Origin of the sequence: Arsenicicoccus sp. oral taxon 190 (assembly GCF_001189535.1) — a bacterium.
GTDB lineage: Bacteria > Actinomycetota > Actinomycetes > Actinomycetales > Dermatophilaceae > Arsenicicoccus.
Genome location: NZ_CP012070.1, coordinates 2,361,704 through 2,386,503, shown reverse-complemented (window position 1 = coordinate 2,386,503; position 24,800 = coordinate 2,361,704). Strand labels below are relative to the sequence as shown.

The window sequence follows — 24,800 nt, the reverse complement described above, 5'->3', positions numbered from 1 at the left end:
ACCCACTCATGACCACCACGACCCACAAGGCGCGCCATGCGCGCGACGCCGAGGCGACCCCGTCGGCATACCAGCCCGTCGACGGGCGCCTGCTCGACGTGGAGGACCTGCACGTCGAGTTCCACACCGACGACGGCATCGCCCGCGCCATCAACGGCGTTGACTTCACCCTCGACCAGGGTGAGACGCTCGCGATCCTCGGCGAGTCCGGCTCCGGCAAGTCCGTGACGGCCCAGGCCGTCATGGGCATCCTGGACATGCCGCCGGCCAAGATCCCCCGCGGCTCGGTGCGCTACTGCGGCCAGGAGCTGCTGACCATGCCGGAGGACCGGCGTCGGCACGTGCGGGGCCCCGAGATCTCGATGATCTTCCAGGACGCCCTGAGCTCGCTCAACCCGGTCTTCCCGGTGGGCTGGCAGATCGCGGAGATGTTCCGCCAGCACCGCGGGATGAACAAGTCGGACGCCCTGGACCACGCCGTGCGCCTGATGGAGCGCGTGCAGATCCCGGCGGCCAAGGAGCGCGTGAAGTCCTTCCCCCACCAGTTCTCCGGGGGCATGCGCCAGCGCATCATGATCGCCATGGCCATCGCGCTCGACCCGGCGGTCCTCATCGCTGACGAGCCGACCACGGCGCTGGACGTGACCGTGCAGGCACAGATCATGCGGCTGCTGGGTGAGCTGCAGGAGGAGCGCCAGATGGGCCTCATCCTCATCACCCACGACCTGGGCGTCGTCGCCGACGTGGCCGACCGCATCGCGGTCATGTATGCCGGCCGCATCGTCGAGCAGGCCGACGTCTACGAGCTCTACCGCAAGCCGGCCCACCCCTACACCAAGGGCCTGCTGGAGTCGATCCCCCGCCTGGACCAGAAGGGCGAGACGCTGTCCGCCATCGGCGGCCTGCCGCCCAACCTGTTGCGCATCCCGCCGGGCTGCGCGTTCAACCCGCGCTGCCGCTACGCCCAGGACATCTGCCGGCAGGAGCGTCCCGAGCTGCTCGAGGCGGCCCCGGGCCGGTTGTCCGCGTGCCACTTCTCCCAGGAGGTGCTCCATGGCTGAGCCGATCCTCGTCGCCAAGGACCTCGTCAAGCACTACCCCATCCGCGGCGGTCTGCTCCGCCAGACGACGGGTCACGTCAAGGCCGTCGACGGCGTCTCGTTCGAGCTCCTCAAGGGCGAGACGCTGGGCATCGTGGGTGAGTCCGGCTGCGGCAAGTCCACGCTGGGTCGCCTCATCATGCGGCTGGAGGAGCCCACCTCGGGCAGCCTCAGCTTCGACGGCATCGACATGTACGCCCAGTCCGGGTCGGCGATGCGCAAGCTGCGCCGCGACATCCAGATCGTCTTCCAGGACCCCTACACCTCGCTCAACCCGCGCAAGACGGTCGGCGACATCATCGGGGAGCCCTTCGAGATCCACCCGGACGTGGTGCCCAAGGGCGGCCGGCGCAAGGCGGTGCAGGACCTGCTGGACCTGGTCGGTCTCAACCCCGAGCACATCAACCGCTACCCGCACCAGTTCTCGGGCGGTCAGCGGCAGCGCATCGGCATCGCCCGCGGCATCGCGCTCAACCCCAAGGTGCTGATCTGCGACGAGCCGGTCTCCGCCCTGGACGTGTCGGTGCAGGCGCAGGTCGTCAACCTGATGGAGAAGCTGCAGAACGAGCTCGGCCTGTCCTACGTCTTCATCGCCCACGACCTGTCCGTGGTGCGGCACATCTCCGACCGCGTCGGCGTCATGTACCTCGGCAAGATGGTCGAGCTGGGCACCGAGGACGAGATCTACGAGCGGACCACGCACCCCTACACCCAGGCGTTGATGTCTGCGGTGCCGGTGCCGGACCCCACGCTGCGCGGCAAGCGCGAGCAGATCGTGCTGCAGGGCGACGTGCCCTCGCCGGCCAACCCGCCGTCGGGGTGCCGCTTCCACACCCGCTGCTGGAAGGCTCAGGAGGTCTGTACGACCGAGGTCCCCGAGTTCGTCGACCGTCCCGACGGGTTCGCCGGCCACCGCTCGGCCTGCCACTTCCCCGAGGTGCTCGTCGCGACGGGCGCCGAGGTCGACTCGGACCTGCCGGGCGGCTCGGGCGACGGGGCGACCCGGGCCGAGACCAGCCACGGCGGCCTCGGCGGCCTGATCCACAAGGTCGCCGACAAGGTGGGCCTCGGTGACCCTGCCGACGATCCCGACCAGCAGTCCGCCCGCAGCTTCCGGCCCAACACCGGGGACCGCGGCGACGTGCGGGAGGCGCGCTCGATCGCCGACAACGCCAACAAGCAGCAGGGCTGGTAGCCCCGGCCCCCGGCTCGTCATGAGCGTGAGGGTCTGGTCCATGATTCATGGACCGGACCCTCACGCTCTGTCGTGGGGAGGAAGGAACCCGATGCGCACCATCTCCACCCGTGAGCAGCTCTGCGAGATCACCGCTCCGAGCGACCTGTTCGCGACGTATGCCGTCCCCGCCCACCTCCACCAGGGCTGGGCGTGCGGGGACGCCGTGGCCTACCTGCGGCAGAGCCACTCCGGCCGGAGCAACGTCACCGCGTGGGGCCCGCGGCCGGACCTGCAGCGCCTCGTCGAGGCCCTCCTGGAGGGCGGTGAGCTGAGCCCCGGCCTGGACCACGTGACGCTGCCGCGCGACGACGCCGACGTCCTCACCGGCCGGGTCGGGACGGGCCAGGGCGGCGCGTGGGACTGGTTGGCGACGGTCGTCATACCGGCTCGGACCCCGGCGGAGGACCGGCTGGAGGAGCTGCACGACCTGGCCGACGCTGCCGAGCTGCAGGCTTTAGCGGATCGGGAGAACCCGCTGTCCGAGGGATACCCGGGCACGGGACGCAGCGAGCGCTGGGTGGGCGTGCGCGACGGCGGGCGGATCGTCGCGTGCGGCGCCGTGCACCGGTTGTCCTCCGGCGCGGCGCACCTGTCGGGGATCCTCGTGGCGGGTTCGCACCGCGGCCAGGGGCTCGGTCGGGCGGTGACGGCGGCCCTCACCCGCGACCTGCTGCGCGTCGAGCCCGTGGTGACCCTGGGCATGTATGCCGACAACGTGGTGGCGCGCTCGCTCTACCACTCGATGGGGTTCACCACGGACAAGCGGTGGTGGAGCTGCTCGCTGGAGGACCCGCACCGGCGAGCCACGTCGCCGGCGCCCCAGCGCGAGTCCGCCTGCTCCTGACCTACCGCCGGTAGAGGAATCGACCGGCCTTCCTTCACCAGGCTGATGCCGCTACCGGCGGCGGGTTCGACGGCGGCGCGTCAGAGCAGGCCGTGCCAGCGCAGGACGCGCTCGAGGCCGGCGACCCCGTCGGCATACGGCTTGTGCGCCGCCCGGATCCCGGCCGCTCGGGCGCCGACGACGTTGGGCCACGTGTCGTCGACGAAGAGCACGCGATCGCGCTGCACCCCGAGGTCCCGCACGATGTGGTCGAAGTAGGCGGGGTCGGGCTTCTTGACCCCGAGCTCGTAGGAGTAGTAGCCGCCGTCGAGGTCGTCGTAGAGCCGGCCGTCGCGCATGACCTCGGCGCGCATCCACTGCTGGTTGGTCGCGAGGTAGCAGCGGACCCCGCGGGCCTGCACCCGCCGGACCAGGTCCAGCGCGGATTCCTCGGCCGTGATCGAGGACCAGGCGGCGAAGAACTCCTCCGTCGTGATCGTCGAGCGGTGCTCACGGAGCAGCTGCGCGACCGCCTCGGGGAAGCCCTCGCGGCGCCGCCCGTCCAGGAACGGCGCCTCGATCTCGAGCAGCCGCTCGACGCCCGGCCAGGTGGGATTCCCGAGTATGGCGGAGGCCCACCGCCTCGGCATGTACTGCAGGACGCCGTCGGCGTCGAGCAGCAGGACCTCGATGCGGTGGGCCTCCGGCATACGGCTCAGGACTCCTGGGGGGCGACGGCCGACGTGTCGAGCGCGGCGGCCTCCGAGGCCTTGGGCGCGGCCGGCTTGGCGTCGATCCCGGCCTCCTTGCGCTGCTGGGCCGTGATGGGCGCCGGCGCGTCCGTCAGCGGGTCGTAGCCGCCACCCGACTTGGGGAAGGCGATGACGTCGCGGATGGACTCGTAGCCGCCGAGCAGCATGACGATCCGGTCCCAGCCGAAGGCGATGCCACCGTGCGGCGGGGCGCCGTAGGCGAAGGCGTCGAGCAGGAAGCCGAACTTCTCCTGGGCCTCCTCCTGCGTCAGCCCCATGACCTGGAAGACCCGCTCCTGCACGTCGCGGCGGTGGATACGGATGGACCCGCCGCCGATCTCGTTGCCGTTGCAGACCATGTCGTAGGCGTAGGCGAGGGCCGGGCCCGGGTCGGTGTCGAAGGTGTCGAGGAACTCCTTCTTGGGCGAGGTGAAGGCGTGGTGCACGGCGGTCCACGCTCCCCCACCGACGGCGACGTCACCGGCGGCCTCGGCGTCCGCGGTCGGCTCGAAGAGCGGCGCGTCGTTGACCCACAGGAAGGACCAGGCGGACTCGTCGATCAGGCCGCAGCGGCGGCCGATCTCCAGGCGGGCGGCGCCGAGCAGCGCGCGCGAGGCCTTGGTCGCCCCGGCGGCGAAGAAGATGCAGTCGCCGGGCTGGGCGCCGACGTGCGCGGCCAGGCCGGCCCGCTCGGTGTCGGTGAGGTTCTTGGCGACCGGGCCGCCGAGCTCGCCGTCCTCGCCGACGAGGACATAGGCGAGACCGCGGGCGCCGCGCTGCTTGGCCCACTCCTGCCAGGCGTCGAGCTGCTTGCGGGGCTGGCTCGCGCCGCCGGGCATGACGACGGCGCCGACATACTCGGCCTGGAAGACGCGGAACGTGGTGTCTGAGAAGAACTCCGTGCACTCGACCAGCTCGTTGCCGAAGCGCATGTCGGGCTTGTCCGACCCGAAGCGGCCCATCGCCTCGGCGTAGGTCAGCCGCGGGAAGGGCGTCGGCAGGTCGACGCCGATCAGCGCCCAGATCTCCTTGGCGAGAGCCTCGCCGAGCTCGATGATGTCGTCCTCCTCGACGAAGGACATCTCGATGTCGAGCTGGGTGAACTCCGGCTGCCGGTCGGCGCGGAAGTCCTCGTCGCGGTAGCAGCGCGCGATCTGGTAGTAGCGCTCCATGCCGGCCACCATGAGCAGCTGCTTGAAGAGCTGCGGGGACTGGGGCAGGGCGTACCAGCTGCCGGGGGCGAGGCGCGCGGGCACGAGGAAGTCGCGGGCGCCCTCGGGGGTCGAACGGGTCAGGGTCGGGGTCTCGATCTCGACGAAGTCGCGCTCCCCCAGCACCTTGCGGGCCGCGGCGGACACCTGCGAGCGCAGGCGCAGCGCGGCGCCCGCGGACTTGCCGGGGCGACGCAGGTCGAGGTAGCGGTGCTTGAGCCGCGCCTCCTCGCCCACGGTGACGCGCTCGTCGATCTGGAAGGGCAGCGGCGCGCTCGGGTTGAGCACCTCGATCTCGCTGGCCACGACCTCGATGTCGCCGGTGGGCAGGTCGGTGTTGGCGTTGCCCTCGGGGCGCTCGCGGACCTCGCCGACGATCCTCACGACGTACTCGTTGCGCAGCTCGTGCGCGCCGCCCGCCGCGAGGACCTCGTCACGGACCACGACCTGGGCGACGCCGCTCGCGTCGCGCAGATCCAGGAACGCCACTCCACCGTGATCGCGCCGACGGGCGACCCAGCCCGTGAGCGTGACGGTCTGTCCGGAGTGGCCGGCACGCAGGGTGCCTGCCTCGTGGGTACGAAGCACGATGGTTCCTGTTCTGTGTGGCTGCGCGCCGCGTGTCGGCGCGCCCACGCCATCCTACGGACTCACCTGTGCCCCGCTAAACGACAATGTGCCGTATGCCGCCCTCGCCCCCCGCCATCAGCCCCACCGTCCTGCGCCGCACGGTGCTGCTCGTGGCCGCCCTCAACCTGGCGTACTTCTTCGTCGAGGCGGGGGTGGCGCTGGCCATCGGGTCGGTGTCGCTCATCGCGGACTCCGTCGACTTCCTCGAGGACACGGCGGTCAACCTGCTGATCGCGCTGGCGTTGGGGTGGTCGCTGCACGCCCGGTCGGTGGCCGGCAAGGTGATGGCGGCGATCATCTGCGTGCCGGCGCTGGCGGCGGCGTGGGAGGCGTTCTCGAAGTTCCGGCACCCCGAGGCGCCTGACGTCGTGCTGCTCGTGGCCACGGCGGGCGGTGCGGTGCTGGTCAACGGGCTGTGCACCTGGATCCTGGCGCGCGCTCGCCATCACGGCGGGTCCCTCACGGCTGCAGCATGGTTGGCGGCGCGCAACGACGTGATCGTCAACCTCGCGATCATCGCGATGGGGCTGGTGACCTGGTGGACCCGGTCGGGGTGGCCGGACATCGTGCTGGGCCTGGTCATCGTGGTGGTCAACGTGTCGGCGGCGCGCGAGGTGTGGGAGATCGCGGAGGAGGAGCGGCTGGCGGCGAAGGCCCTGGCCGGTGAGGACTTCCACTGAGGCTCAGTCGCGCTCGAGGTCGAGGATGGCGGCGGCTGCCGCGACGCAGGCGTCGTCGAGCCAGGGGGGCATCGGCATGCGACTGCCGATGAAGGGGCGCACCAGCCCGTAGGGGCACTGCCGCACGCCGAGCGCCATGACCTGCTCGAGGTGCTCGTCGCGCCGGCCGTAGAAGGCCGCGGCCTGCTCGCGGCCGAGGGCCCAGATGTCGTCGTTGAGGGTGCGGACCTCGTCCTCGAGCCCGGCGGGGGGCGCGCCCAGGAGCTCGCGCTGGCGGTAGAGGGTCATGGCGACCGCGACGTCCGGGTGCTCGCGGCACCAGCGCGGGATGTGGATCGCCTGGGCCAGCAGGGCTTCTCGTGGGTCGTCGATGTCGCGCGTCGCGAGCAGCCCGACGTGGAAGGCGCGGATCGAGCGCAGCCACAGCGAGACGAAGAGGTGCTCGCGGGAGGGGAACCGGTGGTAGATGGAGCCGATGGGCGCCCCCACCTCCTGCGCCACCTGGCCGACCGTCGCCGAGGTGCCATGCCGCGCAACGGCTCTCATGGCCCCGTCGAGGAGGTCGTCGGCCGTGAACTTCGCAGGTCTTGCCATGGCGTCATCGTAGGCCTAGTTTTAGAGCATGTTCACTAGAACCTCGATTCTAGAAGGTGACAGCCCGCTTGCCTCGGCGATCCCGAGGAGCGCGTTCACCGAGCACCACGACACCGTCGTCGCCGCCCCGCCCACGCGCGTGTGGGACGCCCTGATGACCACCCGATGGGCCGACCTGGCCCTCGCCCGACCGCTCTTCGCCATCCGCAGCCTCGGTCGCCTCGAGCTCGCCAACACCCTCGTCACCGACCCCCGCGGCCCGGGCCGACCCATCCACGTCGACCCGCCGCACTACTACTCCAGCGGCATGGTGGGACGCCCCTGGGAGCCCCGGGCAGACGCTCAGCGCCCCATCGAATCCCTCGACCAGCTGAGGGAGTTCGCCGAGCCCGGCTGGCTGCGCTACGGCATGGACTTCCGCCTCACCCCCCTGCCCGGCAGCCGCACCCACCTCGAGACCACGACCCGCTGCGACCCCACCGACGAGGTCGCCCGACGCCGGTTCCGCGCGTACTGGGCGGTGATCCGGCCGTTCTCGGGCCTCCTGCGCCGAGACCTGTTGCGCGCCATACGGACTCGGGCGGAGCACGGCGGATGAGCACCGCGAGGCCGCCCCAGGCGTGGGCCCGATGGGCCGCCTGGGGCGCCTTCCTCGTCACGATCCCCTCGGCCGTATGGCGCCTGCTGATGCTCTACGGGGTGCTGCCCGGGACGACGGACCTGCGCCGCCTCCACGCCGGCGAGGAGGGCTACGTCTGGGGATTGAGCATCGTGCAGGTGCTCTGCGGGGTGCTGGCGCTCGGGCTCGTGCAGGGGTGGGGCGAGCGGGTCGGCGCGATCCGCATCAACCGGTGGGTGCCGGTCGTGGTCGGCGGCCTCGGCGCGCTGGCCGTGACCTGGCTCTTCACGATCTCCATGACCACCCAGATCCTGACGGGTCACCGCCCGGACCAATACACCATGCACGGCTGGCCGCTCGTGCTGATGGGCGCCTGCTACGTGCCGATCCTGCTGTGGGGGCCGCTGCTGCTGGTCGCGGTGGCGGGGTACGCGCTGCGTCGGCGACGCTAGAAACATGGAGCCACGCATCTCACTGATCACCCTCGGCGTCAGCGACCTGGCCCGCTCGACGGCGTTCTACTCGTCCTGGCTCGGGGTCGGCCCGGCCACCGACCACGACGACGTGGCGTTCTTCGCGACGGGCGGGACGCGGCTGTCGCTCTACGGCTACGAGGCGCTCGCGGACGACGTCGGGCCCGGTTTCGCCGACCAGCAACGGTCGCGCTTCCCGGGGATCACGCTGGCGCACAACTGCCGCGAGCGCCACGAGGTCGACGAGGTGGTGGCCGCGGCCGAGGCCGCCGGCGGCACCGTCGTCAAGGCACCTGCCGACGCGTTCTGGGGCGGCTACTCCGGCTACGTCGCCGACCCGGACGGCTTCCTCTGGGAGATCGCCTGGGGCGCCTTCCCGATCGCCGACGACGGGCAGCTCGTCCTCGGCTGAGGTCGCGTCACCGGGCCCGCTCCGCGTCGATGGCCCGCCCGATCTCGGCCCGGATCGAGTCGTGGGCCGGCCCCAGGGCACAGGCGTCGGCATCCGGTAGGCCCTCCCACCAGCTCAGGGCCCCCGGCCATCTGAAAGGCGACAAACCGGGGTCATCTCGGTCCCTTGACCCCGGTTTGTCGCCTCTCAACGGGAGGCCTCTGCGCACCAGCTGGAGCCGAGCCTTGGTCCCTACGACGCTCGCCGGCCAGGGGCGGATCTCGAGCAGCGCCAGTCGCGCCGACGTGTGCCAGCGACTCAAGCCTCCCCGGGGGTGTGCTTGTGGTCGGTATCCCGCCCCGGGGCGACCAGAGCCGTCTACCCCCTCACCAGCGCGCCTCGGGCGTACCCTCGGGTCACCATCCCGCCCGAGGTGGCACCGTGTCCCAGCTGCTGGCGTCATCCATCACCACCGACCTGCTGGCCTGGCAGATCCCGCCGGTCGAGAAGGTCATCCGCACCGTGGTGGTCTACCTGGGGATCGCCTTGATCGTGCGGCTGGCCGGCAAACGCCTCATGGCCCAGATGAACTCGCTGGACCTGGTCGTCGTGCTGCTGCTGTCCAACGTCGTGCAGAACGCCATCATCGGCGACGACAACTCGCTGTCGGGCGGCCTGCTGGGTGCGGCCGTGCTCGTCGCCTTCAACGCCCTGCTCGAGCGCCTGGCCGACACCGTCCCGTGGGTCCGGTGGCTCCTGGAGGGGCGCCCGACCGAGCTCATCCACGAGGGTGTCGTGGACGAGGCGGCCCTGCGCCGGCTCGGCATCACCGAGCTGGAGCTGCTCAACGCGATCCACAGCCAGGGCGCCGACCACACCAGCGAGGTGCTGCGGGCGCGCGTCGAGCCGGGCGGCAACGTGACGGTCCTGCTCAAGCGCGCGGACCAGGCGGCCTCCTACGGCGACCTGCAGCAGGCGGTCGCGACGCTGCAGTCGTCCCTCGACGAGCTGCAGGAGGGGCTCGAGCGTCAGTCGTCCGGGAAGTCGCCGTCGACGTAGACCCAACGCCCCAGCAGTCGTCGGAACCTGCTGATCTCGTGCAGCTCGTGGGTCTGTCCGCCGACGAGGGAGGTTGCGGCATACTCCACTTCGTCGCCGTCCGCGCGGATCACCCTCAGCCCCAACCACTCCCGCCGCGGGTCGAGGCGCAGTTCACCGGGCCGGGTGGCCGGGTCCCAGGTCTGCAGGAGATACTCCGCGTCCCCCACGGCGAAGGCGGAGTACCGCGAGCGCATCAGCTGCTCAGGGGTCTTCGCCGTATGCCGACCCAGGTGCAGCGGTCGGCAGCACTGCTCGTAGGGGTCGCCGGACCCGCACGGGCACTCCCCCGGCGTGGGCGGCCTGACGACGCCGAAGGCGGCGCCGGACCCTGACCCCGCGGTCGCCCGCCGGCCCTGCTCGCTCACCGGTGGGCCGGGTGCTCGGGCCACGGGCTGTCAGCGGGGCGGAGCGACGCCCAGCCGTCCGCCCGCGAGGCGTGCGCCGCGAGGACCCCCACCACGGTGGAGGGGTTGTGCAGCTGCCCGGCGAGCACCGCCGCACGCGCGTCGTCCAGCGACAGCCAGCCCGTCGGCATGTCGCGTTCCTCGTCCTCACGCTCGTGCCACTCGTCCTCGGGGACCAGCGACAGGTCGCGGGCGAGGTAGATGCGGATGGCCTCGTCGTTGCCGCCCGGCGTGGTCCAGTAGTCGATGAGGACGTCCCAACGCTCGGCGCGCAGGTCGGCCTCCTCGTGCAGCTCGCGGGCGACGGCGACGGCCGGGTCCTCGCCGGCCACGTCGAGCAGCCCGGCCGGGATCTCCCACTCGAAGGCGCCGACGGGGTGGCGGTACTGCTGGATCAGGACCACGCGGTCCTCGCTGTCCAGCGCCACCACCGCGACCGCTCCCGGGTGGCGCAGGAACTCGCGTCGCACCTGGCCGGCCTCGCCGAGATCGGCTGTCTCCGAGACGAGGTCGAAGACGTAGCCCTCGTGGATGACGTGGGACTCGACGACCGGTCGGGGGTCGATCCGGTCGACGACGTCGGTGCGGGCCAGCTGCGGGTGACCACGGAAGTCGTTGCGCGGCATACGGCCTCAGCTCTTTGCCGAGGCGCCCTGCGCCTCGAGGGCAGCGCCCACGAGCCCGGCGAAGAGCGGGTGCGCGCGGTGCGGGCGGCTCTTGAACTCCGGGTGCGCCTGGGTGGAGACGTAGTAGGGGTGCACGTCGCGCGGCAGCTCGACGAACTCCACCAGCGTGCCGTCCGGGGAGGTGCCGGAGAAGACCAGCCCGGCCTCCTCCAGCCGGGCGCGGTAGGCGTTGTTGACCTCGTAGCGGTGCCGGTGCCGCTCGCTGGCCTTGGTGGCGCCGTAGGCCCCCGCGACGACGGACCCCTTGGCGAGCTTGGCGGGGTAGGCGCCTAGCCGCATGGTGCCGCCCAGGTTGCCGGCCCCCTCGACGAAGGCCTTCTGCTCCGCCATGGTCGCGATGACCGGGGCGGGCGTCTCGGGGTCGAACTCCGAGGACGAGGCGCCCTCGATGCCCGCGAGGTTGCGGGCCGCCTCGATCACCATGCACTGCAGACCCAGGCAGATGCCCAGCGTGGGGACCTTGTGCTCGCGGGCCCAGCGCAGCGCGCCGAGCTTGCCCTCGATCCCGCGCACCCCGAAGCCGCCGGGCACCAGGACCGCGTCCACCCCACCGAGCGCCTCCTGCGCCCCCTCCGGGGTCTGGCAGGTGTCGGAGGCGACCCACCGGATCGCGACGCGGGCGTCGTGGTGGAATCCCCCGGCCCGCAGCGCCTCCGTCACCGACAGGTAGGCGTCGGGCAGGTCGATGTACTTGCCGACCAGGGCGATCTCGACCTCGTGGGCGGGCTGGTGGACGCGCTGCAGCAGCTGGTCCCAGTCCTTCCAGTTGACGTCCCGGAACTTCAGCCCGAGCCGTCGGATGACGTAGGCGTCGAGCTGCTCGCGGTGGACGACCTTGGGGATGTCGTAGATCGAGGGGGCGTCGACGCAGGCGCACACGCCCTCGGCGTCGACGTCGCACATGAGGGAGATCTTCTTCTTGATGCCCTCGGGGATCTCCCGGTCGGCGCGCAGGACGAGCCCGTCGGGCTGGATGCCGACCTGGCGCAGCGCGGCGACGGAGTGCTGGGTGGGCTTGGTCTTGAGCTCGCCGCTGGGCGCGAGATAGGGCACCAGCGACACGTGCAGGAAGAAGCTGTTGTCCCGCCCAATCTCGTGACGCACCTGGCGCGCGGCCTCCAGGAAGGGCAGCGACTCGATGTCGCCGACGGTGCCGCCGATCTCGGTGATGATGATGTCCGGGGCGTCCTTGCCGAGGGTGGCGGGCTCGCGCATCCGGTCCTTGATCTCGTTGGTGATGTGCGGGATCACCTGCACCGTGTCGCCGAGGTACTCCCCGCGGCGCTCCCGGGCGAGGACGTTGTTGTAGACCTGACCGGTCGTGACGTTGGCGCGGCCGACGAGGTTGACGTCCAGGAAGCGCTCGTAGTGGCCGATGTCCAGGTCGGTCTCGGCCCCGTCCTCGGTGACGAAGACCTCTCCGTGCTGGAAGGGGTTCATCGTGCCGGGGTCGACGTTGATGTAGGGGTCGAGCTTCTGCATCGTCACGCGCAGGCCGCGGGCGCGGAGCAGATGGCCGAGGCTGGAGGCCGTGAGGCCCTTGCCGAGCGACGAGGCAACGCCTCCGGTCACGAAGATGTGCTTGGTGTCCACCACGGAGTTCGATGGTACGTCATCGGATCGTGACCGACGGACACTGCCGGGCCGTATGTCGCCCCGCCCCCGTCGCCGGCTGCGGCCCCTGGACCGGGTGCGGTCAGGGCCGGACGTCCTCGAGGCACAGGGAGTACTGCGCCAGCGCCGCCTCGACCGCGTCGTCCACGGTGGGCAGGGCCTCGGCGCGGGCCCGGGCCTTGGCGCGCAGGTCCTGCGCCGCACCGGGGTCGTCGATCACCCGGCGCACCTCGCGGGCCAGGGCGTCGGCGTCACCCACCGGCACCAGGATCCCGCCGGAGCCGACCACCGCGGCGGTGCCGCCGGCGTCGGTGGCGACGATGGCGGCCCCCGCCTCCAGCGCCTCCTGCAGCGCGAGCGGCTGCCCCTCCCAGTGGGCGGAGCTGACCACGACGTCGGCGGCGGCGAGCAGGTCGGGGACGTCCCGGCGGTCGCCGAGCAGCCGCACCGGCAGCGAGCGCTCCTCGATGTTGGTCTCGAGGTCGTGGCGCATCGGCCCCTCGCCGGCGACCACGATCTGCACCGCGGTGTCCTTGAGCCGCGCGGCCGCGTCGAGCAGCACCGGCAGGCCCTTCTGCGTGGTGAGGCGGGCCACGCAGACGACCAGCGGGGTGGCGTCCTCGACGCCCAGCGCCTCCCGGACCGCCCGGCGCTCGGCCACGGCCTCGGGGAAGGGGGGCGCAGGGATGACCGCGTGCTCGACCCGGCGGGCGCCCAGCTGACGCTGGCGCTCCTCGAGGTCGCGGCTGACCGTGAGGACCAGGTCGGCCTTGCTGGCGACCAGCCGGTCCAGGGTGTTGTAGACCCCGCCCAGCCAGGAGCTGTCGGGGGTGGCGTTGTGAAGCGTGACGATCAGCGGGGCCAGGTGCCCGAGCCGCGCCAGCGAGCACAGCGCGCCGGCGCGCAGGCCGTGGGCGTGCACGACGTCGGCGCCCTCGATGAGCGCCCGCAAGGTGGTGTGGGCGCGCAGGTCGTTGGCGGGGTGCGGGCGGTCGGAGATCGGCAGGTGCACGACCCGGGCCCCGGTGCCGGTGTAGTCGAAGAGCTCGTCCGCAGACTGCGGGCACCCGACCATGACCTCGTGGCCGCGGCCGACGAGACCCTCGGCGAGGCCGTGGACGTGACGGCCCATGCCGCCGGAGCTCGTTCCCATCACCAGGAGGATGCGCATGGGGCCTATGAGACCACGACTGCCGCTCACCTGCCCGGGCTGCTCGCTCTGCGGAGCACCCGCGCGACGGCGCTGCGGTCGGCGACGGCGCCGACGGCCGCCCACACCGCGACCGCCACTGCGGCGCACCCGATCCCGAGCGCCACGCTCCCCCACGTCCCGTGCCAGGGCGCGCCGGGGGCGACGCCTGCCGGCAGCCGACCGACCAGCCCGGCGCAGGGCACCGCGACAGCGGCGGCGAGCACCGCCCGACCGGCCCCGCGGACCGCCCCGGCGCCCCAGCTGCGGCGCACCGCGAGGAGCAGGCCGACCCCCGCGACCGTCATGCCGAGGGCACTGCCGACCCCGAGCGCCACGATCGTCGCCGTCGGCCCGGTTGCGCGCAGGGTCACGCCGACCGGGAGCGCCGCCGCCACCAGCCATCCGAGGGCCGTCCAGCCCGCCGCCACGGCAGGACGACCGCGCACGTAGAGCGCGCGGCTCAGCACGGCCACGAGGCCGTAGCCCACCAGGCCCGGCGCGAAGGTCGTCAGCCCGAGGTCCACCACGCGGGTCAGGTCCAGGGAGCCCTCGCGGCCCCGGCCGGCGTCCAGGGCCGCGAAGAACCGCCCCACGGCGGGGGCCACCGCGACGAGCACCGCGGCGCCGAGCGAGCCCGAGAGGGCGACGACCCGCACCGACGTCGCGAGGCGGCGCTCGACCGCCGCCTCCACCGGCGCGTCCGGGCCACCCCGCTGGCTCAGCGACGGGAAGACCGCGGTCGCGACCGGGACCGCCAGCACGGCATACGGCAGGACGTAGACCGCCTGGAGGTACTGGTAGGCGTTGATCAGCCCTGCCCCACCACGGGCGTTGGACACCCACACCGTCGCCAGGACCGTCGCCTGCTGGGCGAGCAGCGCGACCACGCCCGCGAGGGCGAGGCTACGGGCCCGGGCCGCGGCCCCCTGCGGGAAGCGCAGGGTCGGCCGCAGCCGGAACCCGCTGCGCCGCAACGGGACCAGGAGAGGGACGCTGAGCGCGACGACCCCGGCGGTGGTGCCGCCGGCGAGGGCGGTGAGCGCACCGGCAGGCAGCGAGGCGGCCGAGGCGGCGGGGGGCGACATCCGGCCGTAGGCGAGGTAGGCGACGATCACCACGACGCTGGACAGCAGCGGCGCGACCGCCGGCCACGCGAACCGGCGCCGCGCCTGCAGCGCCCCGGCCGCGACCACCCCGAGGCCGTAGAGCGGGATCTGCGGGGCGAACCACCAGAGCATGCGGGTGACGAGGGCGTGCTGCCCGGCGCAGGGCGTGGACCCGAGCAGCGCGGTCGCGATGGGTCCGGCGAGGAGCACCACGAGCGCGGCGAGCGGCACGAGGACCACCATCGCCCACCCGAGCAGGGCCGACACGACCTGGTCGGCGCTGCGCTCGTCGTCCTCGGCGAGGTAGCCGGCGACGACCGGCACCGCCACCGCGGCGAGCGCCCCGCCGGCCGCGACCTCGTAGAGGACGTTGGGCACGGTGTTGGCCGTCGAGTACGCCGTGCCGACGCACGTGGCCCCCACCTCGTGGGAGAAGACCAGCCACCGGCCGAAGCCCACCACGCGGCTGAGGAGGGTGAGGACCGCGATGACGACGCTGGCCGCGGCCAGGCCCCGGACCGCCCGCGCGCTCACGTGGCGCGGCCCCACCGGTCGAGGGCGTCGAGCCAGGGCGTGTCGGCGATGACCTGGGTGAAGCTGACGCGCTCGCTCGCCAGGATCAGCCCGGACAGTATGCCGAGCGCCACCGCGCGGGTGCGCGTCCCGCCGCGGGCGACCAGGGCGGTCCCGAGCAGGGCCCCCGCTGCGTTTGCGCCGGTGTCCCCCAGCATGCTGTCCCCGGCGAGGTCGGTCGGCAGCAGCGCGAGGGACGCCCCGGCGGCAGCGGCGGCGCACCGCACCGCGTCCGCGCCCCGCAGGTCGTCCCCGGCCCCGGCAGCGGTGAGGGGCGCGCTCAGGAGGACGACCTTGAGCGCCCGGCCCGGCCGCAGGTCGAAGAGGTTGAGCAGGTTGGCGGCGCCGGCGATCACGGCACCACCCAGCAGGGTGGAGGCGACCGCCGCAACCCCGCCTGCCCTGGGGCGAGACCGGTCGATGACGGTGGCCGTGCCCAGCCCGACGCCGGCGAGGCCGACGATCTTGAGCACCCCGGTGGTGACCGTGCCTTGGCGCAGGGCTTGCAGGTGTCCCCGCAGCCCCTTGACCGACGTGGCGCCGGCGTGGTCGTCCACCGCCCCCACGGCGGCGGCGGCCAGGACCGCGGCGGCCGCGGCAGCCGGCACCGCGCGGCGACCGGCGGGGGCGGTCAGCGAGGCCAGCGCGAGCGGGGCGGCCGCGCCGAGGGCCCAGGCCGGTCCCTCGAGCAGCGACACGGTCCGGCCGGCGTGGTTGGTGCGGTGCCACCGCTGCGAGCCTCCCGGGGGGCGGCGGCTCAGGCCATCGTGGGCGCCGCGGGCCGAGGCTGCGCCGACGCCGACCCCGAAGCCCGCGGCGACGAGCGCGGCGAGGCCCGAGGGGACCAGCCTCGGGGCGGCACCACCGAGCGGTGCCCGGTGCCGGCTGGGGTCACGTGGCGACACGGCGGGCCTACCGCGCGAGGTCCGGCAGGACCGACTCGGCATCGGTCCCGGTGCCGTAGCGGCCGGCGCCGCCCTTCTGCTGGGCCTGGAGGGCGACGACGGTGGCCACCTGTCCCATCGCGAGGTCGGCGTCATCGACGGTGGAGACCACGGCGGCGGCGGGACGGATCGCGCGGACCCCCGAGACAACGGCGCCGGCCGACAGGTTGTCGGTGTCGTCGACGGGCTTGCTGGGCGACACCAGCACCGACCCGTCGGCGGTGGTGTCCATCGCCCGCACCAGGTTGGCGTAGGCCTGCACCTGCGGGTCGACCGGCTGGGTCCCGCTGCGGGTCAGAGGTGCCGCGACGGTCACGACCAGGGTCGCGGGCTGCGACTCGTCGCCGCGGACGGTCAGCAGGCCCTTGCTGCGCAGCGTGTCCAGGGCCTGGCGGGCGTGGCCGGGCTCGGAGCGGTAGCCGTCCTTGGCGGTGCTGGTGAGCAGGGCGCGGCCGAGCACGCTGCCCGGCAGGAGGTCGTCGGTCACCTTCGTCCGGTCGATCCCCAGGCCCCCCGCGGCCTCCTTGGTGATCGCCCCCAGGTCGCCGGAGTCGTCGGGGTGGGTCCACTGGTCGCTGAGGCGGACCACCGAGCCCACCTGCGCACCCGCCTCGCCGAGCGCGGTCTCGACCCCGGCGACGACCTGCTCGTCGGCCCCGGACGCGGCGACCACGACGGCCTGCTTGCCGCTGAGCCGGTCTTTGAGCACCACCGGTCGGGTGGCCGCGGCAAAGCTCTGGCCCGCGGTGACGTCCCGGCGCGCCTGGGTCAGCTGGGTGTTGAGGTCGGCCTTGTCCTGGCGCAGCTTGGTGAGCTCGGAGGTCAGCGTGGTGCCGATGTCCTCCTTCAGCGGCCCGGCCCCCAGCACGATCCCCACCGCCAGCGCCATGAAGATGGCGATGATCGAGACCAGGTGGTAGCGGAAGTCGATCATGTGAACAGCCCCCAGATCCAAGAGATGACGTCGTCCCACCGCGCCCCCACGGCCTGCAGCATCGCCTGGCCCCCGGGGGTCGTGGCCAGGGCGACGACCAGCGCAAGCAGGCAGGCCAGCACCAGGAAGAGCAGCGACGCGATCGAGATCCGGGTGCGGTAGAGCCGCGACACGCCCTTGGCGTCCACCAGCTTGCCGCCCACCCGCAGCCGCGTCAGGAAGGTGCTCGCCATACCGGCTCGGCCCTTGTCGAGGAACTCCACCAGGGTCGCGTGGGTGCCGACCGCGACGATGAGCGTGGCGCCGGCGTCGTCGGCGAGCAGCATCGCGATGTCCTCGCTGGTCCCGGTCGCGGGGAAGACCACCGGGTCCAGCCCGAGGGCGCGGACCCGGTCCAGCCCCGGTGCCCGGCCGTCACGGTAGGCGTGCACCACGATCTCGGCCCCCGACTGCAGCGCCTGGTCGCTGACGGAGTCCATGTCGCCGACGATGAGGTCCGGCCGCCGGCCGATCTCGAGCAGCGCGTCCGCGCCGCCGTCCACCCCGATCAGGATCGGCTTGTACTCCCGGATGTAGTGCTGCAGCGCCCGCAGGTCCTCCTTGTAGTGGTAGCCGCGCACCACCACCAGGACGTGCCGGCCCTTGATGGGGGTGGCGATGTCCGGTATGCCGACCCCGTCCAGCAGCAGCGCCCGCTCCCGCTTGAGGTACTCCATCGTGTTGGCGGCGAACGCCTCGAGCTGGTTGGACAGGCCGATCCGCGCCAGCGTCTGCGCCGCCTCGATGCTCTCCGCCGTCTGGCGGTGGCCCGTGGCGACGACCTCGCCGTCCACGACCAGGGAGTCGGCGACCAGGTCACCGGCGCTGCCCTCGCGGACGGTCATCACCTCCGGCCCGAGCCCGTCCAGGTGCGGTATGCCGGCGTCGAGCAGGATCTGCGGCCCGAGGTTGGGGTAGCGACCCGTGGTGGACCGCGCAGCGTTGAGGACGGCCGCGGGGCGGCACGCGACCAGGGCCTCGGCCGAGACCCGGTCGATGTCGGCGTGGTCGATGACGGCGATGTCGCCGGGGTTCAGGCGCTTCGTGAGGTCCTTCGTGCGCCGGTCGACGCGGACGGTGTGCGTGTCGACCGCAGGCGCGTCTCGGGCCGAGCGGCCGCGGTGCGGGAACTGGGACATCACGGTCCATCGTGCCACGGCCCCCGGTGAGCCCCGTCCGTCCACGCCGCGCGGCGCCCGCCCGGGCGTCGACGACGGCCGGTGCGGCCGAGCCGTCAACGACGGCGGGCCCGGCCGCGGCGGGCCGTGTCGAGCAGCTGCTGGGCGTGCTCCACCGCGGCGGCGCTGTCGTCGCCGCTCATCATCCGGGCGAGCTCGCGCACCCGCTCCTCGCCGCTGACCTCCACGACCCCGCTGGCCGCGACCTGTCCGTCGTCGGCCTTGCGGACCACCAGGTGCCGGTCGGCGTACGCCGCGACCTGCGCGAGGTGCGTGACGACGATCACCTGGGCGCTGCGGGCGAGCTCGGCGAGCCGGCCGCCGACCTCCACGCCGGCCTTGCCGCCGATGCCGGCGTCCACCTCGTCGAAGACGAAGGTCGGCACGCTCGAGCCGCCCCGGGCGACGACCTCGAGGGCCAGCATGACGCGTGAGAGCTCTCCCCCGGAGGCGGCCTTGGTGACGCTGCGCGGGGGTGCCCCGGCGTTGGCGGCCAGCGCGATCTCGACCTCGTCGATGCCGTTGCGGGAGTAGCGGACCCGCTCACCGGTCGGCAGCTCGAGGCCGCGGTCGTGCGCGTGCGTGGTGACGTGGACGACCAGCGTGGCCCGGGGCATGGACAGCCGGGTGAGCTCGCGGGTCACCGCCTCCCCGAGCCGGGCCGCCGCTGCCGTCCGCGCGTCGTGCAGCTGCGCCCCCTGCTGGCCGAGGCGTGGGGTGATCTCCTGGAGCCGGTGCTCGATCTCGGCGATCCGGGCGTCGTCCCCCTCGAGCGTGAGCAGGGTCGTGCTGGCCTGCTGGGCCCAGGCGAGGACCTCGTCGATGGTGTCGCCGTACTTGCGCTGCAGCCGCACCAGGTCGGCCCGGCGATCCTGCACCGCGGCCAGCCGCGCCGGGTCCACCTCGACGTCCGTGAGGTATCCCGCCAGGTCCGTCGTCAGGTCCGCGGCGAGGTAGGACAGCTCGCTCAGCCGACGGTGCAGGTCCGCGAGGGCGGGGTCGTGGGCGACCCACGGCTCGAGCGAGGTGGCCGCCTCGGCCATCGCGGCGACGGCCCCGGTGGCCGGCCCCTCCCAGCCCTGCTCGTCCCCGGCGAGCGCCGCGTGGGCCCGCGCCGCACCGTCGCGGAGCGCGTCGGCGTGGGAGAGGCGGTCGTCTTCCAGGCGCAGCTCGTCGTCCTCGCCCGGCTGCGGGTCGGCCGCCTCGATCTCCTCGAGCGCGACGCGCAGGCCGTCCGCCTCGCGGGCCCGCTCCCGGGCCGCGGAGCGCAGCCCGTCCAGCTCGGCGGCGAGGCGGTGGTGCTCGTCATACGTCTGCTGGAAGGCAGCCAGCAGCGGGGCGATCTGGGCGTCGTAGGCGTCCAGCACCACCCGGTGCTCCTCCCCGGAGCGCAGCCGCCACTGGTCGGCCTGGCCGTGCACGGCCACGAGCTGCTCCCCCACCTCGGCCAGCGTGCTCACGGGCACCGATCGGCCGCCGAGGTGGGCGCGGGAGCGCCCGGAGGTCGCGACGGTGCGCGCCAGGATCAGGCCGTCGTCGACGTCGGCACCGGCGTCGCCGGCCCGCTCCAGCGCGGGGTGATCCGGCGGCAGCTCCACGAAACCTTCGACGCTGATCCGCTCGGCCCCGGTGCGCACCAGGTCGCTGTCGGAGCGGCCGCCGAGCAGCAGCCCCAGACCGGTCACGACCATCGTCTTGCCCGCACCGGTCTCACCCGTCACCACGTTGAGGCCGGGCGCCAGCTGCAGCACCGCCTCGTCGATGACCCCGAGCCCGCGGATCGTCATGTCGCGCAGCATCGGTCACGGCTCCAGACGACCGCGGCCGCGCCAGCCGGCGATGGACAGGTCGAACTTCGCGACCAGTCGGTCGGTGAACGGCGCCGTCACCAGTCGCGCCAACCGGACCGGCACGTCGCTGCGGCGGGCCTCGACGCGGGCGCCGCGCGGCAGGTCGATGGTGCGGCGGCCGTCGCACCACAGCACCCCGGTGCCCTCCTGGTCCGGCAGCAGCTCGACCGACACCTCGGAGGAGGGGCTGAGCACCAGCGGGCGGGCGAAGAGCGCGTGGGCGGACAGCGGCACCACGAGCAGCGCCTCCACGGTCGGCCACACCACGGGCCCCCCGGCGGAGAACGCGTAGGCCGTCGACCCGGTCGGCGTCGCCATGACCACGCCGTCGCAGCCCCACGTGGACAGCGGGCGGCCGTCGATGCCGACGGCGAGCTCGAGCATCCGCTGGCGGGAGGCCTTCTCCACGGTGGCCTCGTTGAGGGCCCAGGTGCGGGTCAGCTCGTCGTCGCCCTGGTGGACCACCACCTCGAGCGTCAGCCGCTCCTCCACGGCATAGTCGCGCAGCACGATCCGCTCCACGACGTCCTCGAAGTGCTCCCGCTCGGCCTCGGCCAGGAACCCCACGTGCCCGAGGTTGACCCCCAGGACGGGTATGCCGCAGCCCCGGGCCAGCTCTGCTCCCCGGAGGATCGTGCCGTCGCCGCCGAGGACGCAGACCAGCTCGCAGCCCTCCGCGCAGTCGCCGTCGTTCCACTCGACCAGGTCGCCGAGCTCGCCGCCGAGGACCTCACGGTCGGCCGACGACAGCCGCGGCACGATCCCGGCCGCGCGCAGGTGCTCGCACAGGCTGCGGGCGAGGTGACGCGCCTCGGCGCGGCGGTGGTGAACGACGAGCAGGATCGTGCGGGTCACGGATGAGCTCCTTGCTCGGTGAGGCGCGCGGCGGTCTGCCGCCACGGCGTCAGGTCGGGTGGCGCGCCCAGGTCGCGGACGCACCACACAAGGTATTCGTTGTTGCCGTCGGTGCCGGTGATGGGGCTGGCCGCGAGGCCGCGGGGGTGCAGCCCGGCGACCGCGAGGGCGTCGAGGACCTGCTCGACGGCCGCGCGCCGGTGCCGGGGGTCGCGGACCACGCCGCCCTTGCCGAGCCGCGCCCGCCCCACCTCGAACTGCGGCTTGATCAGGGCCACGGCGTCCCCGCCCTCGCGGACCAGGTCCGCCAGCCGGCGCGCCACGAGCGTCAGGGAGATGAAGCTGAGGTCGGTGACCAGCAGGTCGAAGGGGCCGCCGACGTCCTCGGGCGCGGTGTCGCGCACGGACAACCCGCTGCGCTCGTCGACCCGGGGGTCGGCGGCGAGCTGCGCGTCGAGCTGGCCGTGGCCCACGTCGAGGGCGCACACCGTGGCCGCGCCGCGGTCCAGCAGCACCTGCGTGAACCCGCCGGTGCTCGCGCCGACGTCGATGCACCGTCTGCCGGCGACCTGCACCCCGTCGAACTCCGCCAGGGCCGCGCGCAGCTTGTGCGCCGCCCGGCTCACCCACGGGTCCGGCCCGCCCGTCACCGCCACCGCGTCCGCGCTGGTGACGGCGTGCGACGCCTTGGGGACCACGCGGCCGCCCACGGTCACGCGACCGGCGGCGAGGAGCTCGCGGGCCTGCCCGCGGGAGCGTGCCAGGCCGCGGCGCACGAGCTCGCTGTCGAGCCGTGCCGTGCTCATCGTCGCCACCCGGGCCGGGTCACGAGCCGGTGACCCCGGACAGACGCGACTGGAGCACCTCGTAGACACGACGGGCCGCGTCGATCTGCTGCTGCGGGTCGTCCCCCGCGGCAGCCTCGTCCAGGGCTCGCAGCACCTCCTCGACGGCGGGGTCCTGGCCGTCGCTCGTGCCGAGGCTCGACGGCCCGGGCGACGGTCGGGGCGTCGCCTCGCTCATGGTGCTCCTCCTGGTGGCCGGGCCCTGCGGGCTGATCCTGGTGGCTGGCCCCACGATAGCCGCGGCGACCGACAGACCCCGCGACACCACGGCCGCCTCAGCGGGGGTCGAGGGCCTCCAGCGGCTCGGCCACCCCGGCCGGGAGCGGTATGCCGACCCGCCCCGCGTCCCGGGCCGCCCACACCGCGGTGACGGCCGCCCGGACCTGCTCGATCGGGTCTCCCCCGGAGACGGTCAGGGTGGCGTCGTCCCCGTGCCCGTCGACGGTGGCCACGGCGTCGCCGCAGGACGCCGCGGGCGCCTCGGCCCCGTCGCGCAGCTGGGCGGCGGCATACGGCTCGTGCAGCGACCGCAGGTCCAGGGCGACATAGGTGGCGCGCCGGCGGTCCGGCGCGCTCGCCAGGGCGAGCGGACCGTCGACGCCGGTGAGGACCAGCAGGCTGTCCATGCCCGAGGCGTTCGCGCCCTCGATGTCGGTGTCCAGGCGGTCACCGACGGCGAGCATCCTCGCCACGTCGCGCTCGGCGCGCTCGGCGCAGCGCTCGTAGAGCGGGGGGTAGGGCTTCCCGGCGACCTGCGGGTCGCGGCCGATGACGTTGCGCACCGCCGCCACCGCGGACCCGTTGCCGGGGGCGATCCCGCGCTCGGTGGGGATGGTGAGATCCACGTTGGTCGCCATCCAGGTGGCTCCCGCCGACACCGCGTAGGCCGCCTCCTTCAGGTCCGACCAGGTCAGCTCGGTGCCGTATCCCTGCAGCACCGCGCGCACCCGACCGGCCACCTCGGGGTCCTCGATGCGCTCCCCGGGGGTGACCGGGTCGAGACCGACCTCGCGCAGCGCGATCGCGACGCCCGGGCCGCCGACCGCCAGCACCGTGGTGCCGGGCTCGAGCTGGTCCGCGAGCAGGGCAGCACCCGCCTGGGCACTGGTCACGACGTGCTCGGCGTCCGTCCGCACGCCCAGCTCCGTGAGGTGCTCGGCGACGGTGGCAGCGGGTCGGCCGGCGTTGTTGGTGGCGTACATCACCGGCAGGCCCTGGTCGACGGCCGCGTTGAGCGCATCCGCCGCGTGGTCGACGGCGTCCGGGCCGCGGTAGACCACCCCGTCGAGGTCCACGACCAGCCCCTGGTATCCCGCCAGCAGCGCGTCACTCATGCTCACGGCCTCGTATGCCGTCGGCCCGCCCACCCTCGGGGGCCGGGGGCTCGTCGACACCGGCCTGCGCCACAGCGCCGTCTCCGAGCTCGACCTCCACACCGTCCTCGTCCTCGACGCCGTCGAGCAGGTCGGTGAAGCTGTAGCCCTCCAGCTCGGCGAGTCGCTCGTCCGCGTCGGTCTCCCCCTCGTGGTCGGCGTCCGCCGACCGGTGGAACCACTGCGTCGCGCCGGCCTCGTCACCCAGCGCGAGCAGCGCCTCGGCGTAGGCATAGGCCAGCCGCGGGTACCACGGCTTGGTCGTGCCCTGCCGCAGCGCAGGCACCTCGAGCTCGACCTTGGCCGCGTCCAGCTGCCCCAGGTCCCGCCGGATCCCGGACGTCACGATCAGCAGCTCGATGCGGTCCTCCTGCGGCAGCGCGCCGGCCTCCGGGCTCTGCGCCAGCTCCAGTGCCTTGTCGGGACGGCCGAGGCCCCGCTCGCAGTCCACCATGAACGGCAGCAGGTGGTTGGAGCCGGAGAGGCGTCGCACCGTGCGGAACTCGTTGAGGGCCTTGGCCCACTCCTGCCGCCGGTAGAGCACGAGACCGAGCGCCTCGCGGGCTGCGGCCACCCGACCGGCCCGCCGCACCGCCGTCTCGGCGTGCAGCAGGGCTGTCTCGTCGTCGACGTCGAGCAGCCGAGCCGCCATGACCAGGTGCTGGCCGACGCCCTCGGCGTTCTCCTTGCTGAGGGTGCGCAGCTGGTTCTTGACGGAGCGCTCGAGCTCGAAACCGGTCACGTCCTCGTCGATGGGCGGCTCAGGCTTGCGTCCCTCGCGGGGGACCAGCCGAGAACCTCCCTGGCGGGGGGCGTCCGGGTCCATGGGGTCGCCGCTGCGACGCGGGTCGCGATCGGCGAAGCGGGGCCCACGGGGGCCCTTACCGCCCCGCGGTGCGTGACCCCGACGGTCATCGCCGAACCGCCGCGGCCGGTCATCCCCGTATCGAGCGCCCTCGTCCCGGCGAGGCCGGTCGTCCCGGTAGCCACGAGGCGCGTCGTCACGACGAGGCCGATCATCCCGGTAACCGCGAGACCCGTCCTCACGACGAGGCCGATCATCCCGGTAACCGCGAGACCCGTCCTCACGACGAGACCGATCATCCCGGTAACCGCGAGGCCCGTCGTCTCGACGACGCCGGTCGTCGCCACGGGGCCGCTCGTCCTGCTCGCCGGGGCGCCGGTAGGGCCGCCGCCCAGCAGAGCTGCGGGAAGGACCGTCGTAGGGCCTGCGACCACGGCCGGGTCCAGCGGGACCTCGCTCTCGACGGGGTCGACCGGAATCGCCCTGGGGCGCCTCATCGTTCACGAAGGTCTCCTCACGTCGTCGACGCGATGCGCCGGCGGGTCTCTATGCAGGTTGACGTGGCTCCGGCCGTCCAGTATGCCGCATGCAGCGGATCGGGCGGGGCCAGAAATGCGTGTAGCCCCTGACCGAGGGGTCAGGGGCTACACGTGAAATGTTGTCCGGCGGCGTCCTACTCTCCCACACCGTCACCAGTGCAGTACCATCGGCGCTGTCAGGCTTAGCTTCCGGGTTCGGAATGGGACCGGGCGTTTCCCTGACGCTATGACCGCCGTAACTCTATCGACTTC

26 protein-coding genes and 1 rRNA gene are annotated in these 24,800 nt (G+C 73.4%); 8 read left to right on the top strand and 19 right to left on the bottom strand.

What is annotated here, in order from left to right; all coding sequences use genetic code 11:
- The first annotated feature begins 8 nt into the window (after positions 1 to 8).
- From ADJ73_RS11045 to ADJ73_RS11035, 3 genes are all read left to right on the top strand, one after another.
- The gene (locus ADJ73_RS11045) at positions 9 to 1,061 is read left to right on the top strand and encodes an ABC transporter ATP-binding protein (RefSeq protein WP_082176936.1); all 1,053 of its coding nucleotides are present in this window, start codon (positions 9 to 11) and stop codon (positions 1,059 to 1,061) included.
- Entirely contained in the window at positions 1,054 to 2,295 is a 1,242-nt protein-coding gene (locus tag ADJ73_RS11040) for an ABC transporter ATP-binding protein (RefSeq protein ID WP_082176935.1), read from the top strand. Before ADJ73_RS11045 ends, ADJ73_RS11040 begins: the two co-directional genes overlap by 8 nt.
- A 91-nt stretch (positions 2,296 to 2,386) precedes the next feature.
- The gene (locus tag ADJ73_RS11035; RefSeq protein ID WP_050348304.1) at positions 2,387 to 3,181 is read left to right on the top strand and encodes a GNAT family N-acetyltransferase; all 795 of its coding nucleotides are present in this window, start codon (positions 2,387 to 2,389) and stop codon (positions 3,179 to 3,181) included.
- An 80-nt stretch (positions 3,182 to 3,261) separates the two neighbouring features.
- Here the strand turns inward: ADJ73_RS11035 and ADJ73_RS11030 are convergent, their stop codons facing one another.
- A complete protein-coding gene (locus ADJ73_RS11030) occupies positions 3,262 to 3,870 on the bottom strand; it encodes an HAD family hydrolase (protein ID WP_050348303.1) in 609 nt (202 codons plus the stop codon).
- A 5-nt stretch (positions 3,871 to 3,875) separates the two neighbouring features.
- Entirely contained in the window at positions 3,876 to 5,711 is a 1,836-nt protein-coding gene (gene aspS / locus ADJ73_RS11025) for an aspartate--tRNA ligase (protein ID WP_050348302.1), read from the bottom strand.
- A 95-nt stretch (positions 5,712 to 5,806) separates the two neighbouring features.
- On the opposite strand from aspS, the gene ADJ73_RS11020 reads away from it, so the two are divergent.
- Positions 5,807 to 6,433 carry a cation transporter gene (locus ADJ73_RS11020; protein WP_050348301.1) on the top strand — a complete coding sequence of 209 codons (627 nt, stop codon included), beginning with the start codon at positions 5,807 to 5,809 and terminating at the stop codon, positions 6,431 to 6,433.
- A gap of 3 nt (positions 6,434 to 6,436) precedes the next feature.
- Here ADJ73_RS11020 and ADJ73_RS11015 read toward each other — a convergent pair whose 3' ends face one another.
- Positions 6,437 to 7,027 carry a TetR/AcrR family transcriptional regulator gene (locus ADJ73_RS11015; RefSeq protein WP_050348300.1) on the bottom strand — a complete coding sequence of 197 codons (591 nt, stop codon included), beginning with the start codon at positions 7,025 to 7,027 and terminating at the stop codon, positions 6,437 to 6,439.
- A gap of 28 nt (positions 7,028 to 7,055) precedes the next feature.
- Between ADJ73_RS11015 and ADJ73_RS11010 the strand changes: the two genes are divergently transcribed.
- The 4 genes from ADJ73_RS11010 to ADJ73_RS10995 all read left to right on the top strand — a co-directional run bounded on the left by ADJ73_RS11010 (position 7,056) and on the right by ADJ73_RS10995 (position 9,569).
- A complete protein-coding gene (locus ADJ73_RS11010; RefSeq protein WP_156188211.1) occupies positions 7,056 to 7,625 on the top strand; it encodes a hypothetical protein in 570 nt (189 codons plus the stop codon).
- The gene (locus ADJ73_RS11005) at positions 7,622 to 8,098 is read left to right on the top strand and encodes a hypothetical protein (protein WP_050348298.1); all 477 of its coding nucleotides are present in this window, start codon (positions 7,622 to 7,624) and stop codon (positions 8,096 to 8,098) included. Before ADJ73_RS11010 ends, ADJ73_RS11005 begins: the two co-directional genes overlap by 4 nt.
- A 4-nt stretch (positions 8,099 to 8,102) precedes the next feature.
- Positions 8,103 to 8,531 (top strand): VOC family protein, encoded by a 429-nt coding sequence (locus ADJ73_RS11000; protein WP_050348297.1) that lies wholly within the window; start codon positions 8,103 to 8,105, stop codon positions 8,529 to 8,531.
- Between the two features lie 420 nt (positions 8,532 to 8,951).
- Entirely contained in the window at positions 8,952 to 9,569 is a 618-nt protein-coding gene (locus ADJ73_RS10995; protein WP_082176934.1) for a DUF421 domain-containing protein, read from the top strand.
- Here ADJ73_RS10995 and ADJ73_RS10990 read toward each other — a convergent pair.
- The 16 genes from ADJ73_RS10990 to rrf all read right to left on the bottom strand — a co-directional run bounded on the left by ADJ73_RS10990 (position 9,539) and on the right by rrf (position 24,786).
- Complete coding sequence (locus tag ADJ73_RS10990) at positions 9,539 to 9,976, bottom strand: YchJ family protein (protein ID WP_156188210.1); 438 nt, start codon at positions 9,974 to 9,976, stop codon at positions 9,539 to 9,541. The genes ADJ73_RS10995 and ADJ73_RS10990 overlap by 31 nt on opposite strands.
- Positions 9,973 to 10,641, bottom strand: coding sequence for an NUDIX domain-containing protein (locus tag ADJ73_RS10985; RefSeq protein WP_050348296.1), 669 nt, complete (start codon positions 10,639 to 10,641; stop codon positions 9,973 to 9,975). The genes ADJ73_RS10990 and ADJ73_RS10985 overlap by 4 nt, the downstream gene beginning before the upstream one ends.
- A 6-nt stretch (positions 10,642 to 10,647) precedes the next feature.
- On the bottom strand, positions 10,648 to 12,297 hold the full coding sequence (locus ADJ73_RS10980) for a CTP synthase (protein WP_050348295.1): 1,650 nt from the start codon (positions 12,295 to 12,297) through the stop codon (positions 10,648 to 10,650).
- 100 nt (positions 12,298 to 12,397) lie between these two features.
- Complete coding sequence (locus tag ADJ73_RS10975; RefSeq protein WP_050348294.1) at positions 12,398 to 13,486, bottom strand: glycosyltransferase; 1,089 nt, start codon at positions 13,484 to 13,486, stop codon at positions 12,398 to 12,400.
- Between the two features lie 26 nt (positions 13,487 to 13,512).
- On the bottom strand, positions 13,513 to 15,147 hold the full coding sequence (gene murJ / locus ADJ73_RS10970; RefSeq protein WP_172669720.1) for a murein biosynthesis integral membrane protein MurJ: 1,635 nt from the start codon (positions 15,145 to 15,147) through the stop codon (positions 13,513 to 13,515).
- Positions 15,144 to 16,091: a hypothetical protein gene (locus ADJ73_RS10965; protein WP_253272552.1), complete on the bottom strand. Its 948-nt coding sequence runs from the start codon at positions 16,089 to 16,091 to the stop codon at positions 15,144 to 15,146. Before ADJ73_RS10965 ends, murJ begins: the two co-directional genes overlap by 4 nt.
- Before the next feature lie 7 nt (positions 16,092 to 16,098).
- Entirely contained in the window at positions 16,099 to 17,064 is a 966-nt protein-coding gene (locus tag ADJ73_RS10960; RefSeq protein WP_050348292.1) for a copper transporter, read from the bottom strand.
- Positions 17,061 to 18,242 carry a putative cytokinetic ring protein SteA gene (gene steA, locus ADJ73_RS10955; RefSeq protein WP_050348291.1) on the bottom strand — a complete coding sequence of 394 codons (1,182 nt, stop codon included), beginning with the start codon at positions 18,240 to 18,242 and terminating at the stop codon, positions 17,061 to 17,063. Before steA ends, ADJ73_RS10960 begins: the two co-directional genes overlap by 4 nt.
- A gap of 95 nt (positions 18,243 to 18,337) precedes the next feature.
- Entirely contained in the window at positions 18,338 to 20,068 is a 1,731-nt protein-coding gene (gene recN, locus ADJ73_RS10950) for a DNA repair protein RecN (protein ID WP_253272551.1), read from the bottom strand.
- 15 nt (positions 20,069 to 20,083) lie between these two features.
- Complete coding sequence (locus ADJ73_RS10945; protein ID WP_050348289.1) at positions 20,084 to 20,986, bottom strand: NAD kinase; 903 nt, start codon at positions 20,984 to 20,986, stop codon at positions 20,084 to 20,086.
- Entirely contained in the window at positions 20,983 to 21,792 is an 810-nt protein-coding gene (locus ADJ73_RS10940) for a TlyA family RNA methyltransferase (RefSeq protein WP_050348288.1), read from the bottom strand. Before ADJ73_RS10940 ends, ADJ73_RS10945 begins: the two co-directional genes overlap by 4 nt.
- A gap of 19 nt (positions 21,793 to 21,811) precedes the next feature.
- Entirely contained in the window at positions 21,812 to 22,009 is a 198-nt protein-coding gene (locus ADJ73_RS10935) for a hypothetical protein (protein ID WP_050348287.1), read from the bottom strand.
- A 97-nt stretch (positions 22,010 to 22,106) separates the two neighbouring features.
- The gene (locus ADJ73_RS10930) at positions 22,107 to 23,165 is read right to left on the bottom strand and encodes an HAD-IIA family hydrolase (RefSeq protein WP_050348286.1); all 1,059 of its coding nucleotides are present in this window, start codon (positions 23,163 to 23,165) and stop codon (positions 22,107 to 22,109) included.
- Positions 23,158 to 23,946: a hypothetical protein gene (locus ADJ73_RS10925; protein WP_216593629.1), complete on the bottom strand. Its 789-nt coding sequence runs from the start codon at positions 23,944 to 23,946 to the stop codon at positions 23,158 to 23,160. Before ADJ73_RS10925 ends, ADJ73_RS10930 begins: the two co-directional genes overlap by 8 nt.
- Positions 23,943 to 24,356 (bottom strand): hypothetical protein, encoded by a 414-nt coding sequence (locus tag ADJ73_RS10920; RefSeq protein WP_156188209.1) that lies wholly within the window; start codon positions 24,354 to 24,356, stop codon positions 23,943 to 23,945. Before ADJ73_RS10920 ends, ADJ73_RS10925 begins: the two co-directional genes overlap by 4 nt.
- 313 nt (positions 24,357 to 24,669) lie before the next feature.
- Positions 24,670 to 24,786 (bottom strand): 5S ribosomal RNA (gene rrf, locus ADJ73_RS10915).
- Between the last annotated feature and the right edge of the window lie 14 nt (positions 24,787 to 24,800).

Excerpts from the sequence above, each read along its gene's own strand:
- ADJ73_RS11045 (WP_082176936.1), top strand. The coding sequence starts at position 9 with ATGACCACCACGACCCACAAGGCGCGCCATGCGCGCGACGCCGAGGCG.
- ADJ73_RS11040 (WP_082176935.1), top strand. The coding sequence starts at position 1,054 with ATGGCTGAGCCGATCCTCGTCGCCAAGGACCTCGTCAAGCACTACCCC.
- ADJ73_RS11035 (WP_050348304.1), top strand. The coding sequence starts at position 2,387 with ATGCGCACCATCTCCACCCGTGAGCAGCTCTGCGAGATCACCGCTCCG.
- ADJ73_RS11030 (WP_050348303.1), bottom strand. The coding sequence starts at position 3,870 with ATGCCGGAGGCCCACCGCATCGAGGTCCTGCTGCTCGACGCCGACGGC.
- ADJ73_RS11020 (WP_050348301.1), top strand. The coding sequence starts at position 5,807 with ATGCCGCCCTCGCCCCCCGCCATCAGCCCCACCGTCCTGCGCCGCACG.
- ADJ73_RS11015 (WP_050348300.1), bottom strand. The coding sequence starts at position 7,027 with ATGGCAAGACCTGCGAAGTTCACGGCCGACGACCTCCTCGACGGGGCC.
- ADJ73_RS11010 (WP_156188211.1), top strand. The coding sequence starts at position 7,056 with ATGTTCACTAGAACCTCGATTCTAGAAGGTGACAGCCCGCTTGCCTCG.
- ADJ73_RS11005 (WP_050348298.1), top strand. The coding sequence starts at position 7,622 with ATGAGCACCGCGAGGCCGCCCCAGGCGTGGGCCCGATGGGCCGCCTGG.
- ADJ73_RS11000 (WP_050348297.1), top strand. The coding sequence starts at position 8,103 with ATGGAGCCACGCATCTCACTGATCACCCTCGGCGTCAGCGACCTGGCC.
- ADJ73_RS10985 (WP_050348296.1), bottom strand. The coding sequence starts at position 10,641 with ATGCCGCGCAACGACTTCCGTGGTCACCCGCAGCTGGCCCGCACCGAC.
- ADJ73_RS10975 (WP_050348294.1), bottom strand. The coding sequence starts at position 13,486 with ATGCGCATCCTCCTGGTGATGGGAACGAGCTCCGGCGGCATGGGCCGT.
- ADJ73_RS10960 (WP_050348292.1), bottom strand. The coding sequence starts at position 17,064 with ATGATCGACTTCCGCTACCACCTGGTCTCGATCATCGCCATCTTCATG.
- steA (WP_050348291.1), bottom strand. The coding sequence starts at position 18,242 with ATGTCCCAGTTCCCGCACCGCGGCCGCTCGGCCCGAGACGCGCCTGCG.
- recN (WP_253272551.1), bottom strand. The coding sequence starts at position 20,068 with ATGACGATCCGCGGGCTCGGGGTCATCGACGAGGCGGTGCTGCAGCTG.
- ADJ73_RS10940 (WP_050348288.1), bottom strand. The coding sequence starts at position 21,792 with ATGAGCACGGCACGGCTCGACAGCGAGCTCGTGCGCCGCGGCCTGGCA.
- ADJ73_RS10935 (WP_050348287.1), bottom strand. The coding sequence starts at position 22,009 with ATGAGCGAGGCGACGCCCCGACCGTCGCCCGGGCCGTCGAGCCTCGGC.
- ADJ73_RS10930 (WP_050348286.1), bottom strand. The coding sequence starts at position 23,165 with ATGAGTGACGCGCTGCTGGCGGGATACCAGGGGCTGGTCGTGGACCTC.